Below are 24,264 nucleotides of genomic sequence, written 5' to 3'. Positions count from 1 at the left end.
GAGAACAAGCGTTCTCTTACATAATTTTCAAGAGGCTTGAAGGTGCAAGCCTCTTTTTAATTTTTTCAATAAAAATAACGCTAGTCGATTGACTGCGCTTCCTTAACGTACATATTCGAGATTTTTTCTCTTTGATTTTGTATTTATAGCTTGTTGCTTTTCATGTGTATACAAAGCAAGCTCCCTTAAAATTTCGTGATGTTGCATATCAGTAAGTTTATTTTCTGCAATTAGTTGTTCATACGGACTCTTGTACTCTCCATTCCCTATATCTAATCGATCTGGATTAATTAAATCGACTGTATCTCCGTTTGGAATCAATACATGGTATCGAGTTTCGAGATAACTATAGGCCTTTTCTTTATCAAAAAATACTTCCTTTTCAAGCTTGGCCATACGATCATTTCCTTCAGCAAATCCCATTAATTCATTAGACATTAGTTCACTTTCAGACCATTGGATTAGAATCTTCGGATTAGTCATTTCTTGTTGATTAATGAGCGCAAAATTATCTTTAAACGTATCATTAAACAACTGGATAAAATCCTTATTTACTTGCTCAAAGGTAAGTAAATTTTCACTGACATTTCTAAGTTGATCCAATTCCTGCTTAAATGCTGGATGTTGCAATTGCTCGACTTTATTAGTGATTATGTCATGAATGATTTCTTTTAAGTCCTCAGTCTCAATTGTACGCAAGCTGGCATTCGATAAAGCCCCGTACTCCATCAATAGCAGCTGCGTTGGCTGCATTAATTCGTTCTCTTTTGAACGTTGAATTTCTGAAAAATGATTATCGATTGTTTCAATAAATTCACTCGCTGCTGTCCTCACTCCATTCAGTAACATTTCTTTATCTTTTAATTCTTTCCCTTGTTGTGTCCATCCGGCCAAATAAGAAAGGCTAAAATTTTCGGTGTCTATTCCGTATCGGCTGGCCACGACATACGATACCATCTCTGCTTGGAATTCACGTTCTGCTTTAGTAAAGCTATCTCGAACATCAGGTGTATGCAGTCTAGCGTGTGCTAATTCATGAAGTAACGTTGTGACATTCTCATAGGCAGTATTTCTTGGGTTAAGGGCAATTATTTTTTCGTTTGGAAAAGCAACACCTTTCGCCACTCCTAATTCACGCGGAGGTATTGGTAATATTTCAAATCCGACATTTTCAGAGACTTTATGTAACGCTACTAACATTTCATCTTCATTATCTATGACTCCATCCTGATAGTACTGGCCAAATATTTCAGAGACAGGCATCCCTTTCTCTCTTGCATCTGTTTGGGTATATTCAAATACGTGCCCAATATCGAAAAATAGCTTTTTTTTAGTCTCTAATTTCCCATTTTCAATTTGTATTTTTTCTCTTGGATCAGCGTATTGAAGTTGTATCCACTCTCCATCACGATTAAAATATGTGACCGGTGTAGGTACAAATATTTTAATTCCCTTTTCACCTTTTTTAACAGAAACACCCTTGTCCTTCCAAAACTTAAATGAACCAACAGCACTAGCACCCATGAACTGACTTTGAATCAAAGTCGCATTACGCAAGGAATAATTATAGAAAATTGACATAAAAGCTAGATGTTCTTTTAGAGCTTCCTCAGATACAAAATAGGAGCTAAGTTGATTGGTCATTTTCTCTGACAATTCTTCTATTTCTTTTTGCTTTTCTTCTGCTGTTTTTGCTGTATATTTCTTACGTGCAGTCACCATAATATCTACTCCTTTATAAATCTTCTGGTACTAAATGGGCGTCAGTTAATTCCTGTCGTTCTGCTTCAGGAAAATATTCAAGCAACGAGGTATCCATAACAATTTCATGACTCTCTTGATTGTATGGCACAATGAATGTCCCTTGTTGAATTGCCCCAAAGATAAATTGTCGATTTTCCTCAGTTAGCTTCACAGTTTCTTCTATAGTATTTATTCGAAGCGTAACATGTTGTTCTTTTAACTCTTTGATAAATGCATATACAATGTTGTTCATTTTTCCCCATCCTTTTTATCCAAGTTATTTTCAATGCACGACATACACTTTGCCCCATGATAGGGTTCTTTTACTACATCAAGAACTTTATTGCATAGTTCACACTTAACTTGATAGATCATTCAGCAACCTCCTTTAACGATCATAGCCATCTAACATGCGGTCAAATTCATCCAAATTTCGTTCCTTTTTAAAGTCGTGGTACGTTTTTCGTAATCGATAATTCAAGTTGTTTAATGCATGATTTAACCGTTTAGAAACCTGTAAATTTTGACGATACATAGGAGCTTGATACTTCCTTTGAGATTTAGATAGTTCATACAAACGATGATCAGCTTCTTTTTGATAATCGCGCATTTCAGTTAAAACGGCATTTCCCATACGTTTTTTCAAATCATCTAGTTTGGTCTGCTTATAGTTTTGATACTTGCTGCCCTCACCGTACTTTTCCCTCATAACTTCAACTTCTTCATCCAGAAGTATATCAAGCTCTTTCATTTCATTTTTATAGTAACGTTCTAAATAAATATCAACGATTTGATCAATATACGGTCTTGCCTCATCGATAGACTGATAGCCGTACCTCCATTGAGAACGATCTGAAGGTAATTGTTGAAGTGCTTTTCGAAATATTTTTTTTGTTTGGCGGTGTGTAGATAAATCGATTCCCTTTTCTTTTTTTAAATTCACACTACCCCGAATCAAATCGGTAACAAGATTAAGTTCTTTTGTGCGATCCATTATAAGGTTGGCCACTTTCGACTTCATTTTATCCAGTGAACTTTGTTTACGTTTGGCCCGAACTTGCTCTTCCCATTTACCAGTTTCCAAATTCTTTGTCCACTTTTTAACCCGTGTAGGTATTGGCTCTACTGTAGCAATATGAACATGAAGATTATCCGTGTTGTAATGGATAGCTGCAGACCATACCGCACTATCCATCATATTTTCTGCTTTTAACATTTCGTTTACTGCAGCGCGCACAGTATTTTTCATTTGGACTTCATTAACTTGTCCACTTTCATCCATTAGTCCATACTTTTGTAGCCAGGTGTTATCGAAACTAATCACGTCTTGCCAAAGTGGTGAACCATTTTCTTGTGCCTGTTGAAACAAATCTTTTAATGAGTTTTTTTGTTCCGCATTGATAATATCTTCAGTAGAAGAAAACAAAGCACCTTGCTTTTTTTCATCTCCCATATAGTCCATATACTGATAAAAAACAGAGAAAGAATCATTTTCTTCAAAAACAATCTTCTCGTTTACTTTCGCAGCATCGCGATCAATATAACTAATAAAATCCTGATACTCATCGCTTGATGGCATTACAAATCGACTTTTTAAAATAACACCAGGAGAACTATTCATATTAATCTCCTTCTATCCGTTAAGAATCTTGATTATCTGACAAAGCTCTTTTTGTCTCTCGATCTATTTTCTTTTGACGATTATGAGCAATACGATCCTTAATTACTTCCTCAGCTTCTTCAAAAGGCACTGTTTTATATTTATCTGTAGAACCTAATTGTTTTGCATCTGTCATAATAAAATAGTGATTCCAAAATTCAAGCATCATTTGAGTATTACGATCAATAACATTACCTGTTACACGTACTCGCTTTAAGTCGTCTGTAAGTGGCTCCAATATGCTTTGTAAATGTTTTTGCATCATTGCTTCTACTTCTGTTAAAAGTGCTTGATTTTGAGAAGTTTCATGAGCAAAAAGAGTCTCAATTAGGTACTCTATAACACCACCAAGTGTTAAATTTTTATCAGTTGCTAACTGTTCAAGTTTTAGTATTGTAGAATCCGTTAACCAGAAGTTTTTTTTCTTTTTCGTACCTGTCACTTCACTTCACTCCCTTACCTATTAATTCTGTCAGCTGTTGATTTATTTCTTCTGCATCACTATCTAATAGTAAGTACAGCATGGATTCAATTCGCGATACACTTTTATATAGTTCACTTTGTTGTAGTAAATATTGTTCCATTTGTTTTTGAGAAGCCATTACAACTTTTTCAAAGCGATCCCGTTCTTCTATGAACGCATCGTAGTAGGCAACTCGTTCAAGCAATGATTTTAAATAAACCTGGCGTGACACCTTTTCTTTTTTAGCAGCTTCTTCTATTTTGCTTATTGCTAAATCATCGACATCTCGAACTAATATATCCCCCATTATTCGTTCACCTCTTGCTCAATAACTTTTTGCACTTCGCGATTTAATACACCCTCAATTGAAGTAATTTTCTTCAGCAACTCTTCATTCGATTTTGCAAATGTCGCAAACACCTCTATATGCATCCCCAACATTTCTTCAAAGCGATTTTTTTCTTCTTGAAATAAATTTGGAGTCGTTATTCGTTCCAAATGAAGATTGATAAAAGCATTTTGTGTCATCTTCTTTTTTTTGGCCATGCTTGCTATTTTTTTCTTGATTGCTGGATCGACACGTGCTTTTATTTCAGCCATTGTACGATCTCTCCTTTACTTCAAAATCACCAGGGCACAGAGAGTTTCGCCTCTAAAAGAGGCGAAACTGAAAATAACCTGCAAACCGCAGGCTATTGAGAGAAAGAGCATAAGGGAAATCTGCTATCACATGGCGTGATAGACTAGGCAGAGCCTAGTATTTCGGTGTCCCCATAAAAAAGTTGGATTCTTCCTGTTTTCTTCCCCTTATCTCCTTTTTTCTAAATAAAATTTGTTACGTTCTTCCTGTTTTCTTCCTACGCTTTTTCACTAAAATCTAGCTATTTACCACTCATAATAACCAGGTTACGTCTAGACTGATTCATCTTCAGCAGCATCTTTTTTCATTCCACCGGAGCGAATCATTTCAATTTTTTCTTGCAACTTCTTTTTCTTATTTTGCATTTCAAGTAACCTATTTTTATATTCTTCTTTTTTCTCATTTACGTTTTCAATAGCTGTTTTTTTCTTTACAAGCTGGAGACGTACCTCTTGTTTTTCATCCTCCGTCTTATACACTAGTTCACTTTCAAGTTGCTTCATTTCATTTTGAATCGATGCAATAATGTCATCTTGTAATGGAATCTGTTCCTTTTCCAACGTATTAATCTTTTTAACAATCTGTTCAATTTCAAGTGCAATAAACTCTTCTTCATAAACGACTTGTGCCATTTCTTTCAAGTTTTTATCTGCACTTATTTTTCGATAATCACCAACAATAATTTTTTCTTTGGGCTGTGGCAAATCTAAAGTAGACGAAGAATCAACTGCTCCTTTTTCAGCGAATAACTTGTCTCTTGCCTCACTTTCTAGTATCTTCTGATCACGAATTTCCTTTACAAACAAACCAATAACCGTATAGTTTTGAGGCACTTCTGAAATATGAAGAACGAATTGATTATCTTTTTGGTAGATAATTTTCACAGGGTAGGACTCCAATGTTTTAGACGCTTTGGCCGCAAAGGCAAATGTAGGTCTAACGTTATCTGAACCTGTGTGCCGTGTTTCCAGAAAAACTTCCATGAACCCTTTTTCAGGGTTAAAATGCCACTTTTTTAAAATTAATGTGGTTTGTTCTAAACCTAATATGTCTTTATTAAAAGGGCTTTGTTTAATAGGATTATCATCATACATCCACAATTTCGATGTAAAAATAATCAAAAAACTAATGATCACAAACACCATCAAAGTTACATAAAACTTATTTTCTCTGCCTTTATTTATTTTTAGTTTCACAAGTTAACGCCCTCCTTTATTCAGAGAAATCGGCCACTCTTCCATAGCCCACAATGACTGAACCCCAATAACCAGTTAACGCGTCATCATAACGTACTCCATCATTTTGTGAGTTAAACATTTTTCCGGAACCTACATACATCCCAACGTGTGTAACTGGTGCGTAATTAGCACTTTTAAAGAAAATTAAGTCGCCTGGTTGCAATTGGTCCCGTGTAATTGGTTGAGCAAATTGGTATTGTGTATAGGCTGTACGTGGCAGCTTGATACCAACTTTGGCGTATGACCATTGCATTAATCCGGAACAATCAAAGCCCATATTTGGATTGTAGCCACTCCAAACATAGGACCAACCTTCATACTTTAACATCTCGTTTAAAATCGTTTTAAAAGCATCATTTCCAACAATTTGTGAACCCATAGGAGAACAATTCATAGTTAAGCCACCCAATTCACTAGCAAATTTAGTGACCGTTGGAACCCAATGTGCATTCAATCCGTTCGGATCATTTGCTGCCCCGATGGGTGCATAAACGCTTCCTAATGATTCAATTGTTGAGAGTCCGTCATCGATAATTCGACGCTTTAAATTCGCCATTGTGTATGACAAACCTTCCTCTAAAGAGGAAAAATGCATTAACTTAGACCAACCTGTGGCCGGGTCCATGATGCCTCCTGGATTGTTTTTATTCACCACCGCATTCGATGTCCCTCGACCTGTTTCGTGAAAAGCAATGGCTGCAGCCAAGACAGGATCAATACCATTTAGTCGTGCAAGTTCAATAAATAAATCACCTTTTCCAGTAAAAGCACCTGCATTTGAAAAGGCAGCATTCCAACTAGCTTCATCGATTTCTCCAGTCACGGAACAAGAGGATAAACCATTTCCTCCTATCGGTGTACGGTTGCTACCTGAGCCTCCAACGGCACCAATAATGATGATGATCGCCAGCAAAATGACACCTACAATTGCAAAGAATGAAAGCCCTAACGAGCCTCCAATCCATAGCAAAACCTTCTTACCTACCTGCTTTCCAATAAAATTTATTAGTTGCTTCATACACGACTCAACTCTTTTACAACCCACTCTCCAGACTCTGAAAGTGTTAAAGTTAACTTGTACATATTGGACTGTTCTCTAACTTTCTTGCCTGCAGACAGCACATCCCATGTTGCATAGATCATAAATCGTATATCTCGATCTCCTGATGCCTCTGTAGAAGATACTTCCTGTGACTGTACCTTTCTTGTTAGCTGATCCTTCGGAGCCAGTACTTCATTTTCCACGACAATTAAAAATGGAGCTGTAGAAATTTCCTTCCACATCTCCATGTCTGTATCATTTTCTAGCCAAGATTGCATGACCTTTTCTGCTATCTTCTTCGCTTTTTGCACCTTTTCTTCACCGAATTTTGTCTCGTATTCTGCGTTATAATCAATTTCGGTATTTCCCACAGGTACTTGTTGGTCTTTAATGATTTCGTCCTCTGAATTTGGTTTCTCTTCCTCTATAGGATCTGTGTAGCTATATTCTTTTTCTCCATCAAATCCAGTATTATTTTTATCTTTCCCATCATAAAAGAACATTTTTATCATGAATGCTAACATGACTAAACCAATGAATACGACCAAAATGAATTTCGACTTTGTTGAACGTTCCACATTACATACCTCCTCTAAAGATAGCTAATTCTTCCTCAGATGCTTCTACTGAAAACATCAAGTTGCCAACACCGCTAATCGACAATAAACAATCTCCTTGTTGTAATTGAGGTATTTGAGCCAACTCACTTTCGCTTATTTGTCCTTCAAAAATAGTCCGCATGGCATCTAATGTATTTGAATCTTGCTGCATAATAAATTTGTATTGTGTTAGTTCAAATAAGGTACGAATCTTCGACACAACTTCTGAATCCGCATGCTCTGGCACAACATCGCGAATGGATTGTGTTGCAAATACCAATCCACCAAGATATTTACGAGCTTCCCGTTCGAATTCTATTAAGTAATCAACGGCCAGCACATTTTCTGCATTGACTATGCGGTGAGACTCGTCTATAAAGATTACAAATCGTAAGGCATCATCTTCATTAAAATTAGGGTCTTCATAGATAGCCTTTAATTGGGGAGCTCCAATTTGAATAAGGTTATCCCAAATCAGTGAAAGTGCGCTGAACATTTGTGCATTAAATATATTCTTTGATAATCTTGTGAGATTTCTAATAGAGAACATAATGATTTGTTCGTCCGTAAATGCTGGTAACGTGGTATGGCCGTTAAATAAATGGCCATATGTGTTCACCAAGTTATCGATGACTAATTCAATTTTTTCTAATCGATTAGCCCGTGCAATAGATAATTCTGGTCGAATGATACGTCTTTCAGCATTTTCGTATAACTCATCACGAACGTGGACTAAGAAATCACTGAAAATTGGGTACTCTTCATTTTTCAATTGTGTCACGCCTGTTGTTTCAATAAGATCTTCAAACCCGAGAGAATGATAAAATTCTCGAGTTATTTTCTTAAATTCTTCCATTTCTTCTGTCGAAGGGTTGACCGTTAAAAATTGATAAAACGTAGCTAATTTTGAAAGATGTTGCATAAAACTTAATTTTTCGCTTTTTTGATCCGAGCCATCTCTTACACGATAAATGTGCAAAGGATTGATAATACCTTGCGAACCGTCAAGACTAATTAATTGGCCGTTCTGTGTTTTGACTGTTGTTTCAAATTCACCTGTTACATCAAATCCCCGAATAAAGTTCCCTCGACAGGAATTGTCTGTAAAAAGCTTTTTTAGCAATGTTGACTTACCAGCTCCCATTGTCCCAACCGCAACAGCATTATAGTATCGACGTTTTTTATCCCTATGGAACAAATCGTAAATGACGTTACCACCACTAAATGTTGTGCCTAAATAACTTCCTGTTGGATCGTTAAGCTCTGAAAAATGAAAAGGCAAACCTGCAGCTAATGAAAGCGCTGGTATGCCTTTACTTTCTCTTTTATTTGGAAACGTTTGTTGTTCTTCGTAAGGCACAAAAAGGGACTGCCATTCCCAACTACTTTCATTAAGAAACACAGTTCCCTTAAACCCATACGATATTAAATCCGTCTCAACTGTTTGTACTTTTTGTTCCAATTCATGCATTGTTTTGGCATGTACAAATAAGCGAATATCGACAAGCTTTACGACCTCACCCATCTGCGAAATCCCCTGGTAAAGACTCTCTAACTCTTGATAACTATTTTGAGCATCCATTTTTTCAGACTGTTGCTTACCACTTGAATAACGTACTGTCTGCTCTACCATGCTTTTGTTAATGGCACTAACGGTTTCATCTTTAGGCATTGTTGCAATATCCATTGTTGAAATGACATCACGCATGGAAAATATTTTTTCTAACCATAGTTTTGATACAGCCGTTGGATAGTCCCATATATGAATACAGGCCTCATAACCGTCTCCCTTTTGGATATATTTATCTTTAAATAAAATGCCACCCTGGGGCTGTATGGCAGCTAAAAAAGTGGGGTTATGCTCTTTTTCTCGCTTCGATTTATCCGGCTGCTTAAACTTCATAACCGAGTCTAATAACTTCATCGTTCATCATCCCCCTCCTATACTTATAATTTTGAGTTTTGATTGGACATCATAAATAAAATGTCTTGTTTCTTTTCATTTGATAAAGTTTGCAAAGGGAATGATTGTCTCATCCCTCTCACTACTTGCTTTTTTTCATCCTCTAAAGTCTGAGAAGATTCAGCATATACGAACAAGAAAAATTCACGATTTGTACGCTCACGCGCTATAAATTCTAACTCAAATAATTTCCGGTTGATAAAGCGTATCCGTAATGGATCTGTCGTTCTTTCCTTTTTTCTCTCCCAATAAAGCCTTTGCTTTTCTGTATTGGCTGGAAAGTTTAACCCGACAACTTTATGTTGAGACGCAGAACTACGTAAAAGCGAGCTTTTTCTAAAAGTTTTATTGTTATATCGGTATCCGTTAGTGAATGCAAATCATTTGGCGAAATTTGAAAGATATCCATAAAGTAGCCTTTTTTCATCACAATGTACTCTTCAGTGATATCTAGAAATGGCATAATCATGGGGGTTTTCCGTAAAACATGTGATTTTCTTTCAACCTTTTTCCTTGTCGTTTTATTCTTTTGAAAATAAGGAAACTTTTTTAAGAAGCTCTTTTTAGATGCTTTTTCCTCCGTATAAGTAGGGACAATAATAGGCTTGATTTTCTCTTTAGTCACGATGATCCCCCTCTCCATATAAATAATCATTCATAATTTTTTTGACATCTACTGCATGATAGGTGTATTTATTTCGCTTGAAATATAAATACAATGACATGTAGTTTTTGAGTCGCGGATTATTTCTGGAAGGCAACACCATCCAAAACAATGTACCACTTGCAATTAATATATAAGGAATAAACAAAATACCGTGTACTAAATCTTTTAATACGGTGAAAAAAAGAAAAAAGCTAACCAATAAAATGATTAACTCCTTTACTTCTAAGCCGACAATTTTAGGCTTTGCTTTGATTTCTTTTGGAATATCATACATTATTCTTGGTCACTCCCTTGTTTTTTTCCTTTTCCTACTTTTCCTATATTATTGGACATACGACGAATATTTTGACCGAGTGTAAATCCACTATTACCAGCACGAGTCACACGTTCTTTAAATTGTTGTACAGAAGGATTTCCGCCAAGAATTGTATTTGTATGCACGGTCTGTTTATGGCCATAAGTTTTAGGATTAATAGTAGAAGACTTTTGATTAGGTTGCATAGTACTACCTTGACCTCCTCCAGTCGAAACTACTGGCCCTTGCTGCACACTTCCTGAATTCGATGGTTGAGTCACTATTGGTGTACTTGGCTGTGGTGCAACCCCTACGGATGGGATTGCTTCACTTACTTGATGTACATTTGCCCCTGTTGGAACATTTCCTGCACCGGATGGCGTTGTCACTCCTGATGTACTTGGCTGTGGTGCAACCCCTACAGATGGGATTGCTTCACTTGCTTGACGTACGTTCGGCCCTGCTGGAACATTTCCTGTACCCGATTGCGTTGTCACTCCTGATGTACTTGGTGCAATTCCTACGGATGGGATTGCTCCACTAAATGGAATTGGCTCATGTTCTTGTCGCTGAATTGAACCCTGGTGTATGTCACCATCTGGACCAGTTACACCTTGCATTGAGGAATCAACATTAGGACTTCCTGATATAGGTTGACTTTCTTGACGTTGCATAGCACCTTGTTGCGAAACATCACTTGTATTTGTTCCTGGTTTAGCAGCTGCTGTTGATACTGGCTTTGGTTGGATTGATGAACTTCCTTTTTCCTTCCCACCTTGACTTGGTATTTGACCAGGTTGAACATTTCCTATACTTCCTGGCATATCCACCTGGTTACTGTTATCACTAGACGGGATTGGCTCATAATCTTGGGAGGTTGCAGCTATCTGATCATATGCACTCATTCCATCACTTTCACCTGATGACGGGATAGGTTCTGATGTACCTCCCATAGTAGAATTTGAATGCTGCTCATCTGATTTCGGTATGGCTTTTACATCGCCACTACCTGGTATCGCTGGCACAGAAGTACGTTTTCCTGCCTCAGATGGTGTTTCTGTACGCATTCCTTCAACAGCTCTCTTCGCCATGTTTGCTCCACCAGCTACAGTAGCAGCACCTTTTCCTGCCACATTTTTAAGAGCCTGTGCGCCAGCTGTCAATGCTTTACCTCCGGCATATGCACCCATCATTGCTTGCCATCCATTGCGTAAGCCTGCATCGATACCAAGCATACGTTGAACAATGTCTGGAGCATCAATCAATGCCCAAGCCCCTGCAATCATGAGCAAAATCACACCAAACATACCAATCTCCACCTTTAATCCGTTTGCCCAATTCACGAACAAAACGAACAATTGCAGGAGCCCGGTCATAACAAAGATCACCGCAAAGGTATTGACCATTTCCACCAGTACCTTTTTCGTACGTTGCCCACCTGTAAGATCACTTGCTGCAATGAACATACCAAAAATTTGATGGAAAGCGAGGTCAAAAATAGAACGGCCGATTTTAAGAACAGTAATACCTAAAGCAATTGATGTTACCAGTAAGGACACTATCAAAGACAGCCAATTGACATGATAACGATAATAAGTTTCCCTACCTATCTTAGTCATAGGAACTGCATTTTTTTCTAAGTCCTCTACTTGATAACCGTCCCCAACACCTGTAGACACAGATTTTGTTTTCAAAACCTCTTTTGTTTCGTCACTTAATTGCTTTACCCAATCTTCTTTAAAAATCCATCCATCATCTTCATGAAAGTCTAATTTCTGCAAGAAAGGGATATGCAAGGCTGAAGAATCAGAAAAACGATTCGCGTAAGTATAATCTGTAGTTCCTATCGAACTATCTGCTTTATTAGCTGGCCGTGGAGGTGAACTTTCGTCCCCACGTGTACTACTCGAAAATTGAAAATCATGTTCCGCATAGTATAGGACGTCAGCCACATTACTTTTAATCATATTACTAGAGAGTGTTTCATTTTCAGGATTCATTTGCTCAATCCCGACACCAACTATCTTTTGCGTATTCGACATTAAATCTGGAATGATGACGATAAAGCATAAAGCCATCACAATATTAAGGAGAACTTCATTACGTTTCTCGATTTTATTGAACATAAATTGAAAGCCCAGGACTACTAGAGCAATAAAAAAGACGATCCATATCAGCGGTCGCGCCTTATCCATGAATTCTCCCATTGCGCCCGTAGAATAAAAGTCGTTCAGTGTGATAATTTTAGTCGCTATACCTTCTAACAATTGATTTAGCCAGCTTAAAGTGTAGACAATGCCACTTCCAAGTGCCCTAAACACATCTTGCCAAAGAAAGCCATCACTCACATGCAAGATGGATTCAAGTATCTTATGTTTCTCGATAATTTCATTATCGTCCATATCGAATCCTCCCTTCTTATTTTCTACATATAAAAAGGACTCACCATTTTTGGTGAATCCTTATTAAACAGTTGTCTTTAATTTGCGCCTCTAATTTCCCTCACTTTATTAGGGAAAGTCCGATCCACAAAACGGAAGTTATGAATTTTATTATTAGAATGTTGTCGCTCTGCAGCTGCAAGTGCTTTTACTTGTTCATGCGTCAACTCCACAGTCTCATATTCTGTCACAGGGAACCTGGACTCTGGCTGCTCGATAATCCAGGCATCATCATACCCTGAACCGAATAAGAAATGTTCAAAGCTAAAGGATTGATCAAATGTAAAGCTCAAATCACTTAGACCCATATCCACTAACTCTAATTGATTTTTGTATGTTTCTTTTGGTAGCAATTCAGAATTCGGTGTAACTGGTAAAGAATAACGTTGTAAGTGAGGAAAATCCTCTTCAGATTTCGTAAAGACCCAATCATCCTCAAAAGGCACACCCTTTGTATATTGAACAAACTCGGCTTCCCCTTTAGCTGTACCTTCTTGTACTACTTGCGAGAAACTTGGTAGGGCTTGATCATTCTTAATAGCTTGCTTCACTTTCTCTGCATAATTATAGCCTGACATAAAGCCTGTTCCGGAGGCTGTGAAAAACATATCAGAAATAAATTCACTCTCAAATTGACGTTGTTCTGCTTTCATTCCCTTATCCGTTAGTACTTTCTGTTGCAGCTGTACGCCATCCGCAAATTCAGCTTGTAAGCTCTCATCTAACTCAGCTGCTTGATAGGTACCTGAGCTTTGCGTTTTCTTCAGTGGGTAAAAATCACCGTCTTTATGTTTGCCTGAAGGTAGTTCCACGCTATACATAAATTTACCTGGTGTCATAGGTAACGTAGTTTGTGTTTTTAACTTTACCTCATCCTGCCACTCGTTCCCTTCAGCTCGACTATATTGTTCATAATAGGCTTTTGATTCTTTTAATGGGCCATACTTATCTTCTCTGCCAACGACCCATTTTTTCACTAAAACATCATCTAATTTGTCCGATTTTTCAGCTTTTCCTTGCTGGTGATCAACAGGAATAGAACCATTCAACTCAAATTTTTGAACGGCCCGCCAATCGGGACGATCATCCCAATGACACCTTTGTTCTTCTCCTGCCCCTGTGCAAACCCAACCAATCTTTTTATTGGTGTACTCATATTCAAAGGCATACTGCATGTCCTTATTTTGTACTTGTTTCGCATTGATATAAAATTCAATAGGTCCTTCTTGTTCAACATGTTTGGTGTCGAGGTCTACTGTATGCTTAATATTTCGAACCGCAACATGCTTATCATATTCTCCTTTAAAGCTACTGTAGACAGCTACTTCGCTTAATCCATTTTTATCTTTTCTTTCTAATTCCCAATAAGCTCTCCCTAGCCCTGTCCCTTGTTTATCTCCAGGCTCTTCCCACTCCACATCAAAGGTTGCCGTGACAAAGAAATCATTATTTCGATAAAAATAAGCTTTTTCCCCGTTCTGGCAATGTTGCCCTGTATAAGTAGAGTCTTTATAGTAAATCGAATAGCGACCTGTCGTACCATTCACTCGTTTGTTATATTCACCAATGTCACCTGTAAGGAAACGAGCAGGAACCGGAGTTGTATCGTCATAATAGAATAAAGCACCAGCTGCTTCAGCTAAATCATACATGTCTTGTCCAAACTGTTGCACGATTTCTTTTTTGACTTCAGCAGGCTGATGGGGAACATGGCTATCTTCTGTGCTGTAGTCTTCCTTTTGTCTCCATCCCGATACCGTATGGACATCCCAAATAGGGTCTCCATAATAATCATAACCAGCAATGTAATCTGTATCTGTTCTTACGCATTCATATTTAATAGCTCCCCACCCTGTACGTTGTGGATGACTTTTACCTTTACTATCCACCATCTGATGAATTTCTTCAGGATCGGTAGGTTCTACACCAAACCCTTCTCCAACCGTATCAGGAAATTTCACAGTAAGCGTTATGGTATCTTTAATAGGCACATTGGTAGCAGCATTGGCTACATCAATTGTTTGAATACCGTTAAAGTTAAAGTTTGAAAACAATAGAACCCCCAAACAAATAATATAAATTGTCCGTTTTAGCATAATCCTTTCACCCTTTCACCATACAAAAAAGACCTTTCAAAATGAAAAGGTCTTTTAATATAACTTTTTTACTTGCTTTGATCGGTTCCAGATTCATAAATCATTCCGTTCTGGTAATTAAAGTACATTGCGAACGTTCCACCATCATAAACCTCTCCCGTTTTGATCACTTGATTAATAATTGCGACATATTCCTCGTAAGTTACACCTGCATATTCGGAATTAAAACGTAGTTTTTCTTCAAATGTAAACGAAGAAGAATCCCAAGATTTTTCCTCTATATTAAAGCTTCCCTTGCCTCTATGTCCATTTTCTATGATAAGATTTTTAAAAATCTCTGCATTTTTCTTCTCATGTTCACCTGCTACATATCCAGCCGGACGAGGAATTTTTGTTTTAATATCCTGATAGCTCCAATCGCTGTACTTAACTGGACTCTTACTTGTTGGTTTAGGATCTGGTTTTGGTTCTGGTTCTGGCGTCGGAATTGGTTTTGCCACAAAATCAGCATCTATATTCATAGCTCGGTGCATGAATAGTACATAATGAACACGCGTCAAAGAACCGTTTAATTTAAACGTGTAGTCCTCATAACCTGTCGTTACGCCATTCGAATATAGTGCTTTCACGTATTCCTCGTACTTCGATCCTTTTACATCTCCAAACAGATAATCAGCCTTCACTTCAAGATTGAAAGCGACAGCAATAATCTTCGCCATTTCACCGCGAGTTAGGGCTTTATTTGGATTCACATTGCCCTGGTTATCCATTTCTAAAAGGCCTGCTTCTACTAAGCTCTTGATGTCATCATAAAAAGGACTGTCTGTACGTAAATCCTTTGGCTGCTTAAATTCCTTTGTTTTTTCAAGCGTTAAACCATTGATTTTAAGCGCACGGCTAACTAAAGCCGCAGCGTGTTGACGGCTGATTGTTGTATCCGGACGGAAAGTGCCATCTTCATAGCCTTGAATGATCCCAGTATCGCGCATTTCATGGATAATTTTATAGTACGGAGAATTTACTTTTACATCTTTGAATGGATTATTGGCCAATACTACAGATCCTTTTGTTTCTGCAGCCTCAGCATAATGATTTGGAATAGGTGCCACCATCACCGGAATAGCAATAGCAGCTGCTATTGTCGCCATAAATAATTTGTTTCTCATAACATTTTCCTCCTTCAACAAATGGTATTTTTTTGCTTAATTTATATTTCAAACGATTAACTATTAAATAGGAAGTTTCTATAACTATATTATACCATATCTGTTAAAATAAGCAATTGATTTCCATGAAAAAAGACTCACCATTTTTTGGCGAATCCCTGATTTAACGATCTAGATTATGTCTTTCATTCTTACCTTTCATTCGCTGCACTTGTAGTTTAAATCCCTTATCAAACGAGTGGATTATTTCTTTGTTAGGTTCATGATTGGCAATACATTTACAGATTACTTCACTTAATTTCGTGTCATCAAATTTAGATAAAATGGTAGCTCTTGTATACTCTTCTTTTTCAATTTCGCCCCAATTTAACTCAAAACCATTTTTCATTGCCAGAAGTCGAATAAACTCGGTTTGAGTTCGTCCATTGCCTTCTCTAAACGGGTGTAATACATTAATTTCTGCCATGAAATAAGCAGCACGGTTGCAAAACTCGGCCATTGAGAGACCTTCTAAAAAATTCTCATTCTTTAATTCCTTGAATAACGTTTTTCCTTGATCGTCAATATACAATGAATTAGCAAATTGAAAATGATCTTTCGATATATTTTCATCCCGTATATCTCCGGCAAAGTCATAAATATCTTGAAAAATGTATCTATGGATAGATTTCAAATGAGAAAAATCAAAAGTCCCATACAGTGGCTCTTCTCGCAACTCTTTTAAACGTTTCCCGACATAGAGTGCTTCTAGTTGATCCAATTTTTGTTGGTCATGAATATTGAATTTATTAATTAAAACGATTGAATTAGGGTAACAATATTTAGATTGATTGAACTTTTCCATTGTCCAATATCTCCATTGCCATTTCATGCATCTGAGGAGTTGTAATCTCTCCTTTAGCCTCCATTAGAATTAATTGTTCAAACTCTGGCGTTAATTCTAAACCTTCGAACGCTAGAACAGCTTTTACTTCTTCCATATTTTCTTCATGCGTTTTTTTTCTCATAATTTTGGCTACTTAGACTTGTGAGTTCAGTCACAAGAGGACACAGCCTGCCTCCCTTCAAAATGTATTCTTCATTTTTTCTGTAGACTATTTTCCACTACTTCTTTAAACCACTTATCAATAGTTTCCCTTTTCCAACCTTTTGTACTACCGATACGAACATCATGTGGGGGAAATTGATTTCTTTTGATTAGAACAGCGATTTTACGTTGATCGCCCCATCCAACTTTTTCAGTCATTCTTCCAATATCAGTTTGACTCAAATATACCTTCTCCAAATAACATCCCTTCCTTAACTTTCTAAATCTGAATACCAAGTTAACAAGAAGGACTATTGAAGCTATTGTTACATGCCTTTAAATGCTTCTATAACCTCTTTACGTGTAATTTGGGAATTACCATACTTAGAATTATGATTTTCCCACTTGCTAGTATAATTATAACACATTTTGTTGTTAATCACAACAATTTAGAGATGGTTATTCCTGACATCCTTCCTTTCTGTAATTACATTGCTCTACAAATTTAACGATCTGATGACATTGAAAAATAACCAAACTTAACAAAAACAAAAAGCCAATAACAGCTGCAACTATTGTTCCCTTCTGATAATAAGTCAAACTTAGATACAACAAAGCTGCATGTGCTAAATTTATGATCACATTAAATAGTACTAAGGATGTTTTTTCTGGAACGCTCATTTTGTCACCTCATATAGGAGCTACTATTAGTAGCCCTTCTTTTTACAAAAAGGACTCACCATTTTTGGCGAATCCTCTAATATGATGAACACTCTAATAACGAATCGATATATCCATGCTTCTTTTTTGTAAAAAGTAGAGGTTCAAGTAAGCAAACAATTGTGTTAGTAGTAACACACCTATACCAGCAAAGCCAACGTTTAAAAACGTGTCCCATAGTTCCCCAACGATAAAACGCAGCATTAATGAAATACCCATCACCATGCCCAATAACATGTATACAGCCATCGCAAAACCTTTACGTTTACGGTATAATTCGTCACGTTTCTTTAGCTCAAATATCATGTTTTTATGTATTTGGCTAAATAAGTCATCCGGATTACCACCATGTTCATATTTAATTTTTAAATTTTGATGAAACTGATCTAAGGTTGGAAAATCATATTTTTCAAACTGATTTGTATTCAACTTGGCCTCTTTTTCTAGTTGCTGAATACTGACTTCAATAGCTTTTTGTATGTCCGGATGAACTGTTGCTTTTGTTTCTTTAAATGCATGGGGCACATTTTCACCTGTTTGAAGAAAGAAGATCATGTTCGTTACATACTTTAGGAGCTCGCTTAAATGCATTTGATATTTCTTTAATTGACGATTTTGTAAGGTAAAGGCAAAAAAGAAAAAGAGAGCACCTATACAACCAACAATAATACTAACGGTGCGATCTTTTGAAATGAGATAGAAAAACTGATAATTTGCCAAGAACCATATAAGTAAATAAAGCACGATTTCCCAACCAAAGAATAGGGCACGTGCTTCTTTTAAAACTTGTCTCATTTATTTCCCTCCTTTTTCTTCATAAACATGATTACCTACCGCACCCTCCTGAGTAAACATGGGAATAAGGCGAGGAAGGATATTCATGGCTCCTTTCCCGTGAACTGTTGTAATAATCACATGATTTGTTTTGGCACTATCTAAAACATCAGCTGATACCTCTCCACGTGTCTCTGCAATAATTGGCCAATCCGGATTATTACACAAAGCTGCTTTAGCCTCATCAGCGCCATGGAATAGGGCCTGAGCTTCTTTTAAACCTTGTCTCATTCATTTTACTCCTTTTCTTTCTTTACCTTGAAAATATCCGGCACTAAATGAATTAATCCTTTATCCTCTAATTCTGCTAATGTTTTATCTGATAAAGGATGGTAACGTTTTTCAATACGATAATTCCCTGTTTCCGCATCTCTTATCTTCACTTCCCTGTAGACATAGTTTCCTACTGCACCCTTCTGAGTAAAATCCGTATACTCAACTAATTCCTTTAGTCGTCTTTCAGTTTTGCCTTGTATACGTTCAGCCTGTAGATAGACACCCCATCTCAAAAACTCGACAAGTTCATTTCCAATTAATTGATCGTCAATAATCGCATAGGCTGGTGATTGACGAATCATGGGAATAAAACGAGAAGGGATATTCATGGCTCCTTTCGCGTGGAGAGTTGTAATAATCGCATGATCTGTTTTCGCACTATCTAAAACATCAGCTGATACTTCTCCGCGTGTCTCTGCAATGATTGTCCAATCTGGATTGTTACGTAAAGCTGCTTTAACCCCATCAGCCATTTCAAATAAACCAGGTACAGTTTTCCAACTAGTAATATCTTTCTCTGGATAGAGTGTTTTAATATGACTATCACGCGTATCTTCAATAAGCGTAATGTTGGCATCATCTGCTGTATAGCCTACCAATAATTTTTGAAATTCTGTTTTACCAGACCCTGTTCGTCCTGCAATGACAATATTGCTTTCGGCTAACATAAGCACCTTAAATAATTGCTCGATGTCTTCATGATCACCTGTAATGACATTAGCTATTGATTCAATCGCTAGACGTGGACGAGAAATACGAACAGCTAATGTCGTTCCTTCTGGACTAATTCTTCGATGTGTTGCACTAATACGCAAAATGCCAATCTCTGTATCAAGTTGTGGCTCTGTATGAGTAAATGTGTATTTTTGAACATCTGCGATCTGCTTAACTAACGTTTTCACTTCATCTTCAGATGGCTGATCTTCTGCTAAATAACGTCCCTCCTCGTTGTCCTGGATGCGTAATTGTGTACCATTAAATTTAATATCTGTAATACTGCTGATTTGTAGATATGGCCCTAGAAAACTATTCTCTAATATTTCATTTATCCTTTTTTCTTGAAGTTCAAGATCATTCATGCTAATTTACCTCCTCTTTTTCAATACCTGCTAAATAATTGTGACTTTCTGTTATGCATGATTCATTTTCAAGACATTTTTGTAAACCTTTAAGCAATAATTGCGCTTCTTCTATTGAGAGTGAAACACCTTTACCTGCTTTTTCTTTAAAAGGGGACCACCAACGAATATCGATAGTCGTTGGTTTGTGAAACCAACTTACTTTTGTTAATTCCCTGGTCCAACCTGTATCAGCAGTCCGTAAAAGTGCTACATCTTCAATAATTTCAAATGTTTCTTTAGCCAATTCACCATCCTCCTTTGCCGTATATTTTTATAATTTTTTATTTAGGCATGGTATTTAATGCATCTGTCACATTCGTCATGTAATGCATGAAAATGACACCAGCAAATCCAATCACTAAAAAAAGCGATATAAGGATCGGAAGTAAACCAAACTTATCGCTTGCATTCATCTTATGTTGAATCAATTCATCGACCTTATTTTCCTGAAGGTTTTGGATATATCGCTCTAATTCCTGTATGGACTCCTTTTCTACGCCTTGTTCACTAAATTGGTAAATCATGTTCATAACCATGTAAGCCTCACTAGAACCTATATAATTTGCAAATGCTAAATAAGCATTTCGATCATTACCTTTCTCGATTTTTTGTATAAGTTTGATCAATTCTTTATCTAATGGATCAGGCGTATAATTTAATGTTGTTTTCAATGTTTGATAGACATTTCCTGAACTAGGCAATAATGCTATGAAACTTTGCAGGAACTGCGGAAACAAAAAGGAATTCTTTACATCAATATTGTTTTTGGTTGATAGCAATTTTAAATAGGCAAATTTCCACCCTAGATAAAAGGCAGCAGGCAAACCAATTAACCATATTGGCATTTTAATGATCATTATGACCATTGCATAAAGCATGGTTACAACCACAGCATATAAAATCCGATGGATTAGAAATTTCTTCTTGTCTTTTCTAAAGAACTCCAAATGAGCGTCAAGTAACCGTTCTTTTAACAACTCGTTGAACATCTTCTAATACCTCCTATAAAAGATTTTTCTATTTTAATGCTAAGATAGACTTGTTTTTATCAAAGTCCTTTGCTAAATACTCATGACGAAATTTGGCTGCAGTAATACCTCTATTAAAAATCGGTTTAAGCCCTTTGTTGGTCCGAACAACCACTGACTCACCATCTTTTAAGTACATTAAATCTTCAGGTATTAATAAGGATTGTTCTTTTTTACCACTTTGACTTCCTATAATTGTTTTCATCCCAATGAAAGCTGAAAGTTGATCTGCTGTCGTTTTATCCTTAATTCCTATATAAATTTGGTTGGAACAGTTACCAATAATCGTATCTGCAGCATCTCTATACAAACCCTTTAATTGAGAAATTATTTGAAAGATCAAATGGAATCTGAATCCTTTACTTGCACTCACCGCGATCATCTCAGCCATACCTTCAATTGGTGGCATATTACCTAAATCATCTAATAAAAAATGGACTAGGCGTTTCGTTTTACCACCAGGGCTCATTATTGCTTTCTCCACATTGACACGATATAGATGACTCAAAAACTTACTCGCTAACATACGACTTGACCAATCAGATGAAACCACAAAAATAGCAATTGGTTTATCTCCAAATCCTATATCAGTTAAATCTAAAGCCATTTCTGTACATTGTTGACTCACATTAAAAACATAAACATCATAACCCCGAGCAACTAAAGTTTCATAACTGGCAGCCGCAAGTTCTCCTCTCGCATCATTGATGACTAAGGATGGCTTATTTTTAGCACGACTTTGTACATCAATCATTGGAAATAAAAAGGTTTCCCCTTTGCCTGAGCGTTCCGATCCAATAACTAACGTATGAACTGGCCTAGTATCAATCAGTAGTCGGTAAGAACGAAATTTTTCTTGCAAGGCAGAAATAATTACACCACCATCGCCATCAAATTCTTTGGAGGTAGCCGGAATGATTTGATATTGTTTTTTTAATTCTTGTACCTGTTCAAACATGCTTTTATTCGCTTCCTTCCATAATCAATTTTTGCATTGTAGTTAACTTTTCATCCTGAGTTCCTACCTTTTCAATCTGCATAGTTTTTTCACGTTGTTCTTGAAGAATATCTGTCCATTCTCTCAAAATTTTATTAGGTAAATATTTTTTTAAATCTGGAAAAATTCTCCGTTCAACAACAACCGAATCAATACTTGATCCATAGGTAAGGTAACTAAAGAACTGTAAAAATGACCATGTTGGAATTTCATCTACATAATCATCATTTGTTCGTAAAACTTGATACAAGGTACTTGTCAATTTAGAAAATTCAGCTGCACTCATTGCTAAAGACATGCATACATAAAGATCCCTTTCACTTTTAGAAGTAAAGACCATATCTGACATTTTTAAATTGTGGTACTGATTAGACATGATTGGCAGTGATAATATGGATTTACTATTATCAAAATCCTCTGCTAGATACTCCCAACGGAACTTAGCAGCTGTAACTCCCGTATTAAAAATTGGCTTAGGCACAATTTTCTTTCGCTCATTATCTTGACGTTTATTGGCGCGAACAACTACTGATTCTCCCTCTTTTAACTGCATTAATTCATCAGGCATGAGTAAGGCGCGTTCTTTCACAGATTCGCTATGCGATTTATCTGTAGACAATAGTTTCCCACTACGACTTACATCTGTAATAGTTTTTGTCCCAATGAGTGCGGAGAACTGTTCTGCTGTCGCTTTATCTTTCGTTAAAATATATATTTGGTTAGAGCAGTTACCAATGATTGTATCTGCGTCATCACCATATAAGGATTTCATTTGAGAATAGGCTTGTATAATTAAATGGAACCTAAACCCTCGGCCAGCTCCTACAGTAACCATGCCGTCCATACCATCCACGACTGGCATATTCCCGAATTCATCCAGTAAAGCATGGACATGGCGTTTCATTTTTCCACTAGGGCTCATCGTAGCCTTTTCAGCATTTACTCGATACAATTGGCTCACAAAAATACTGGCTAAAACGTGGTTTGATTTATCATAGTCAGGCGTTACCATAAAGACAGCAATAGGTTTGTCACCAAATCCGATTTCTGTTAAATCTAAACTGTTGTAACTTGTTAATTTCGCATTAGGCTCTAATGTGAAAATTTGCAATTTATCCATCGCTGAAGAGAAAATTCCTGCACGTGTATTTCCAGCAGCAAAGTTACTTGTGGCATACATCATTCGAGCCGGATTGATTTCATCTCTTGCTTGGAAAAATTGGTCTAATGCGTTATCCCCTTCCTCACTGTTATCACTTCCAAGTGTCGAAAGGAAATTGGCCACAGAATATAAATTAATGGTATCCTCTTTACCTGTAAGGAGGGCATCTTCGGTCAAGGCTAAAATGATTGCAGTAACCAAAGATTGAGCTGAGTTGGACCAAAACTTATCTTTTGCTGATGGATCATTGTACAACATGAACCCTACGCTATTTGCATACTGTTGGGCCAAACTCGTATTTCCTGATTTCCACGCATCGATAACAACTTGCAATGGATTAAATCCCATTCCCATATATTGTTGAATTAAGTTAAATACATGTACTTCATAACCACGAGCTATTAGCGTGTCATAACTAGCTGCAGCAAGCTCCCCCTTTGGATCGTTGACAACTAATGAAGGCTTATTTTTGGCTCTGCTTAGTACATCTATTTCAGGAAAAACAAAAGTTTCCCCTTTACCTGATCTCGTAATCCCAATAACCATCGTATGAATAGGTCCCTCATCGATTAATAGACGGTACGGACGCCCTTTTTCCTGTAACGCTGAAATAATTACGCCACCATCACCGTCATATTCTTTTTCTGCTGCAGGGATAATTTTGTATTGCTTCTTTAATTCGCGTGGTTGTTCGAATTCACTTGTGCCATGCTGGCCTTTATTCAAATCAACAAAATTCAACCGAATTCTATAGATAAATTTCACAAATCCTATAGTGCTTAGAATCGCAAATCCAATATAAAAAGGAATCCAGTTCGATTGAAATTCTAAAAAACTTCGCCAATCGATTGAAAAGGATACACTCTTTGGATCTGCCAGGAATTGCTGAAACGATGCTAGTAATGATTGAAGGAATGCCAGCACAAAATTTGAAACAAAAAACATGATTGACCAAAAAACAATTGAGAAAACAAGAAGCCCTCTAGGTTGCGCTAAGCGTTGTAAATATTTTGTTTCATTCATAGACCTAACTCCTTTCTTTAAATTTCCAACAAAAAACACGTCCTGGATGTAGTAATTACATCT

The 24,264-nt window shown here is 36.9% G+C and carries 25 protein-coding genes; all 25 read right to left on the bottom strand.

What is annotated here, in order from left to right:
* Positions 1 to 102: 102 nt before the first annotated feature.
* Positions 103 to 1,722 carry an LPD25 domain-containing protein gene (locus C9J29_RS08780; RefSeq protein ID WP_107921989.1) on the bottom strand — a complete coding sequence of 540 codons (1,620 nt, stop codon included), beginning with the start codon at positions 1,720 to 1,722 and terminating at the stop codon, positions 103 to 105.
* A 13-nt stretch (positions 1,723 to 1,735) separates the two neighbouring features.
* Positions 1,736 to 1,996: a hypothetical protein gene (locus C9J29_RS08775; protein WP_107921988.1), complete on the bottom strand. Its 261-nt coding sequence runs from the start codon at positions 1,994 to 1,996 to the stop codon at positions 1,736 to 1,738.
* Between the two features lie 135 nt (positions 1,997 to 2,131).
* Positions 2,132 to 3,364: a MobP2 family relaxase gene (gene mobP2, locus C9J29_RS08770; RefSeq protein ID WP_107921987.1), complete on the bottom strand. Its 1,233-nt coding sequence runs from the start codon at positions 3,362 to 3,364 to the stop codon at positions 2,132 to 2,134.
* Positions 3,365 to 3,383: 19 nt separating this feature from the next.
* Positions 3,384 to 3,845: a hypothetical protein gene (locus C9J29_RS08765; RefSeq protein ID WP_107921986.1), complete on the bottom strand. Its 462-nt coding sequence runs from the start codon at positions 3,843 to 3,845 to the stop codon at positions 3,384 to 3,386.
* Between the two features lies 1 nt (position 3,846).
* Complete coding sequence (locus C9J29_RS08760) at positions 3,847 to 4,173, bottom strand: hypothetical protein (RefSeq protein WP_107921985.1); 327 nt, start codon at positions 4,171 to 4,173, stop codon at positions 3,847 to 3,849.
* Positions 4,173 to 4,466 carry a hypothetical protein gene (locus tag C9J29_RS08755; protein ID WP_107921984.1) on the bottom strand — a complete coding sequence of 98 codons (294 nt, stop codon included), beginning with the start codon at positions 4,464 to 4,466 and terminating at the stop codon, positions 4,173 to 4,175. Before C9J29_RS08755 ends, C9J29_RS08760 begins: the two co-directional genes overlap by 1 nt.
* A gap of 312 nt (positions 4,467 to 4,778) precedes the next feature.
* Positions 4,779 to 5,702: a coiled-coil domain-containing protein gene (locus tag C9J29_RS08750; RefSeq protein WP_107921983.1), complete on the bottom strand. Its 924-nt coding sequence runs from the start codon at positions 5,700 to 5,702 to the stop codon at positions 4,779 to 4,781.
* Between the two features lie 16 nt (positions 5,703 to 5,718).
* A complete protein-coding gene (locus tag C9J29_RS08745) occupies positions 5,719 to 6,762 on the bottom strand; it encodes a C40 family peptidase (protein ID WP_107921982.1) in 1,044 nt (347 codons plus the stop codon).
* Complete coding sequence (locus tag C9J29_RS08740) at positions 6,759 to 7,364, bottom strand: hypothetical protein (RefSeq protein ID WP_107921981.1); 606 nt, start codon at positions 7,362 to 7,364, stop codon at positions 6,759 to 6,761. Before C9J29_RS08740 ends, C9J29_RS08745 begins: the two co-directional genes overlap by 4 nt.
* 1 nt (position 7,365) lies before the next feature.
* Positions 7,366 to 9,309 (bottom strand): VirB4 family type IV secretion system protein, encoded by a 1,944-nt coding sequence (locus C9J29_RS08735; protein ID WP_107921980.1) that lies wholly within the window; start codon positions 9,307 to 9,309, stop codon positions 7,366 to 7,368.
* 322 nt (positions 9,310 to 9,631) lie between these two features.
* The gene (locus C9J29_RS08730; protein ID WP_107921979.1) at positions 9,632 to 9,973 is read right to left on the bottom strand and encodes a hypothetical protein; all 342 of its coding nucleotides are present in this window, start codon (positions 9,971 to 9,973) and stop codon (positions 9,632 to 9,634) included.
* Positions 9,966 to 10,289 (bottom strand): DUF5592 family protein, encoded by a 324-nt coding sequence (locus C9J29_RS08725; RefSeq protein ID WP_107921978.1) that lies wholly within the window; start codon positions 10,287 to 10,289, stop codon positions 9,966 to 9,968. Before C9J29_RS08725 ends, C9J29_RS08730 begins: the two co-directional genes overlap by 8 nt.
* Entirely contained in the window at positions 10,289 to 12,712 is a 2,424-nt protein-coding gene (locus C9J29_RS08720) for a pLS20_p028 family conjugation system transmembrane protein (RefSeq protein ID WP_107921977.1), read from the bottom strand. The genes C9J29_RS08725 and C9J29_RS08720 overlap by 1 nt, the downstream gene beginning before the upstream one ends.
* Positions 12,713 to 12,789: 77 nt before the next feature.
* Positions 12,790 to 14,847, bottom strand: a complete 2,058-nt coding sequence (locus C9J29_RS08715) for a hypothetical protein (RefSeq protein ID WP_128472286.1) — start codon at positions 14,845 to 14,847, stop codon at positions 12,790 to 12,792.
* A gap of 68 nt (positions 14,848 to 14,915) precedes the next feature.
* Positions 14,916 to 16,013 carry an S-layer homology domain-containing protein gene (locus C9J29_RS08710; protein WP_107921975.1) on the bottom strand — a complete coding sequence of 366 codons (1,098 nt, stop codon included), beginning with the start codon at positions 16,011 to 16,013 and terminating at the stop codon, positions 14,916 to 14,918.
* Positions 16,014 to 16,176: 163 nt separating this feature from the next.
* A complete protein-coding gene (locus tag C9J29_RS08705) occupies positions 16,177 to 16,857 on the bottom strand; it encodes a Fic/DOC family protein (RefSeq protein WP_107921974.1) in 681 nt (226 codons plus the stop codon).
* Entirely contained in the window at positions 16,835 to 17,020 is a 186-nt protein-coding gene (locus C9J29_RS08700; RefSeq protein ID WP_031417592.1) for a hypothetical protein, read from the bottom strand. Before C9J29_RS08700 ends, C9J29_RS08705 begins: the two co-directional genes overlap by 23 nt.
* A 71-nt stretch (positions 17,021 to 17,091) precedes the next feature.
* Positions 17,092 to 17,283 (bottom strand): hypothetical protein, encoded by a 192-nt coding sequence (locus tag C9J29_RS08695; protein ID WP_128472285.1) that lies wholly within the window; start codon positions 17,281 to 17,283, stop codon positions 17,092 to 17,094.
* A gap of 531 nt (positions 17,284 to 17,814) precedes the next feature.
* Positions 17,815 to 18,555 (bottom strand): hypothetical protein, encoded by a 741-nt coding sequence (locus C9J29_RS08685; RefSeq protein WP_107921971.1) that lies wholly within the window; start codon positions 18,553 to 18,555, stop codon positions 17,815 to 17,817.
* Entirely contained in the window at positions 18,556 to 18,825 is a 270-nt protein-coding gene (locus C9J29_RS08680) for an ATPase, T2SS/T4P/T4SS family (protein WP_107921970.1), read from the bottom strand.
* A gap of 5 nt (positions 18,826 to 18,830) precedes the next feature.
* Positions 18,831 to 19,949: an ATPase, T2SS/T4P/T4SS family gene (locus C9J29_RS08675; RefSeq protein ID WP_107921969.1), complete on the bottom strand. Its 1,119-nt coding sequence runs from the start codon at positions 19,947 to 19,949 to the stop codon at positions 18,831 to 18,833.
* A 1-nt stretch (position 19,950) separates the two neighbouring features.
* Positions 19,951 to 20,235, bottom strand: coding sequence for a YdbC family protein (locus C9J29_RS08670; protein ID WP_107921968.1), 285 nt, complete (start codon positions 20,233 to 20,235; stop codon positions 19,951 to 19,953).
* A gap of 37 nt (positions 20,236 to 20,272) precedes the next feature.
* Complete coding sequence (locus C9J29_RS08665; RefSeq protein ID WP_107921967.1) at positions 20,273 to 20,980, bottom strand: flagellar assembly protein FlaJ; 708 nt, start codon at positions 20,978 to 20,980, stop codon at positions 20,273 to 20,275.
* 28 nt (positions 20,981 to 21,008) lie between these two features.
* On the bottom strand, positions 21,009 to 21,977 hold the full coding sequence (locus C9J29_RS08660; RefSeq protein WP_107921966.1) for a type IV secretory system conjugative DNA transfer family protein: 969 nt from the start codon (positions 21,975 to 21,977) through the stop codon (positions 21,009 to 21,011).
* A gap of 4 nt (positions 21,978 to 21,981) precedes the next feature.
* Positions 21,982 to 24,201, bottom strand: a complete 2,220-nt coding sequence (locus tag C9J29_RS08655; RefSeq protein WP_107921965.1) for a VirD4-like conjugal transfer protein, CD1115 family — start codon at positions 24,199 to 24,201, stop codon at positions 21,982 to 21,984.
* Between the last annotated feature and the right edge of the window lie 63 nt (positions 24,202 to 24,264).

This window comes from Lysinibacillus fusiformis, from assembly GCF_003049525.1.
GTDB classification, from domain to species: domain Bacteria; phylum Bacillota; class Bacilli; order Bacillales_A; family Planococcaceae; genus Lysinibacillus; species Lysinibacillus fusiformis.
This window is presented reverse-complemented; position numbering and strand designations above follow the sequence as displayed.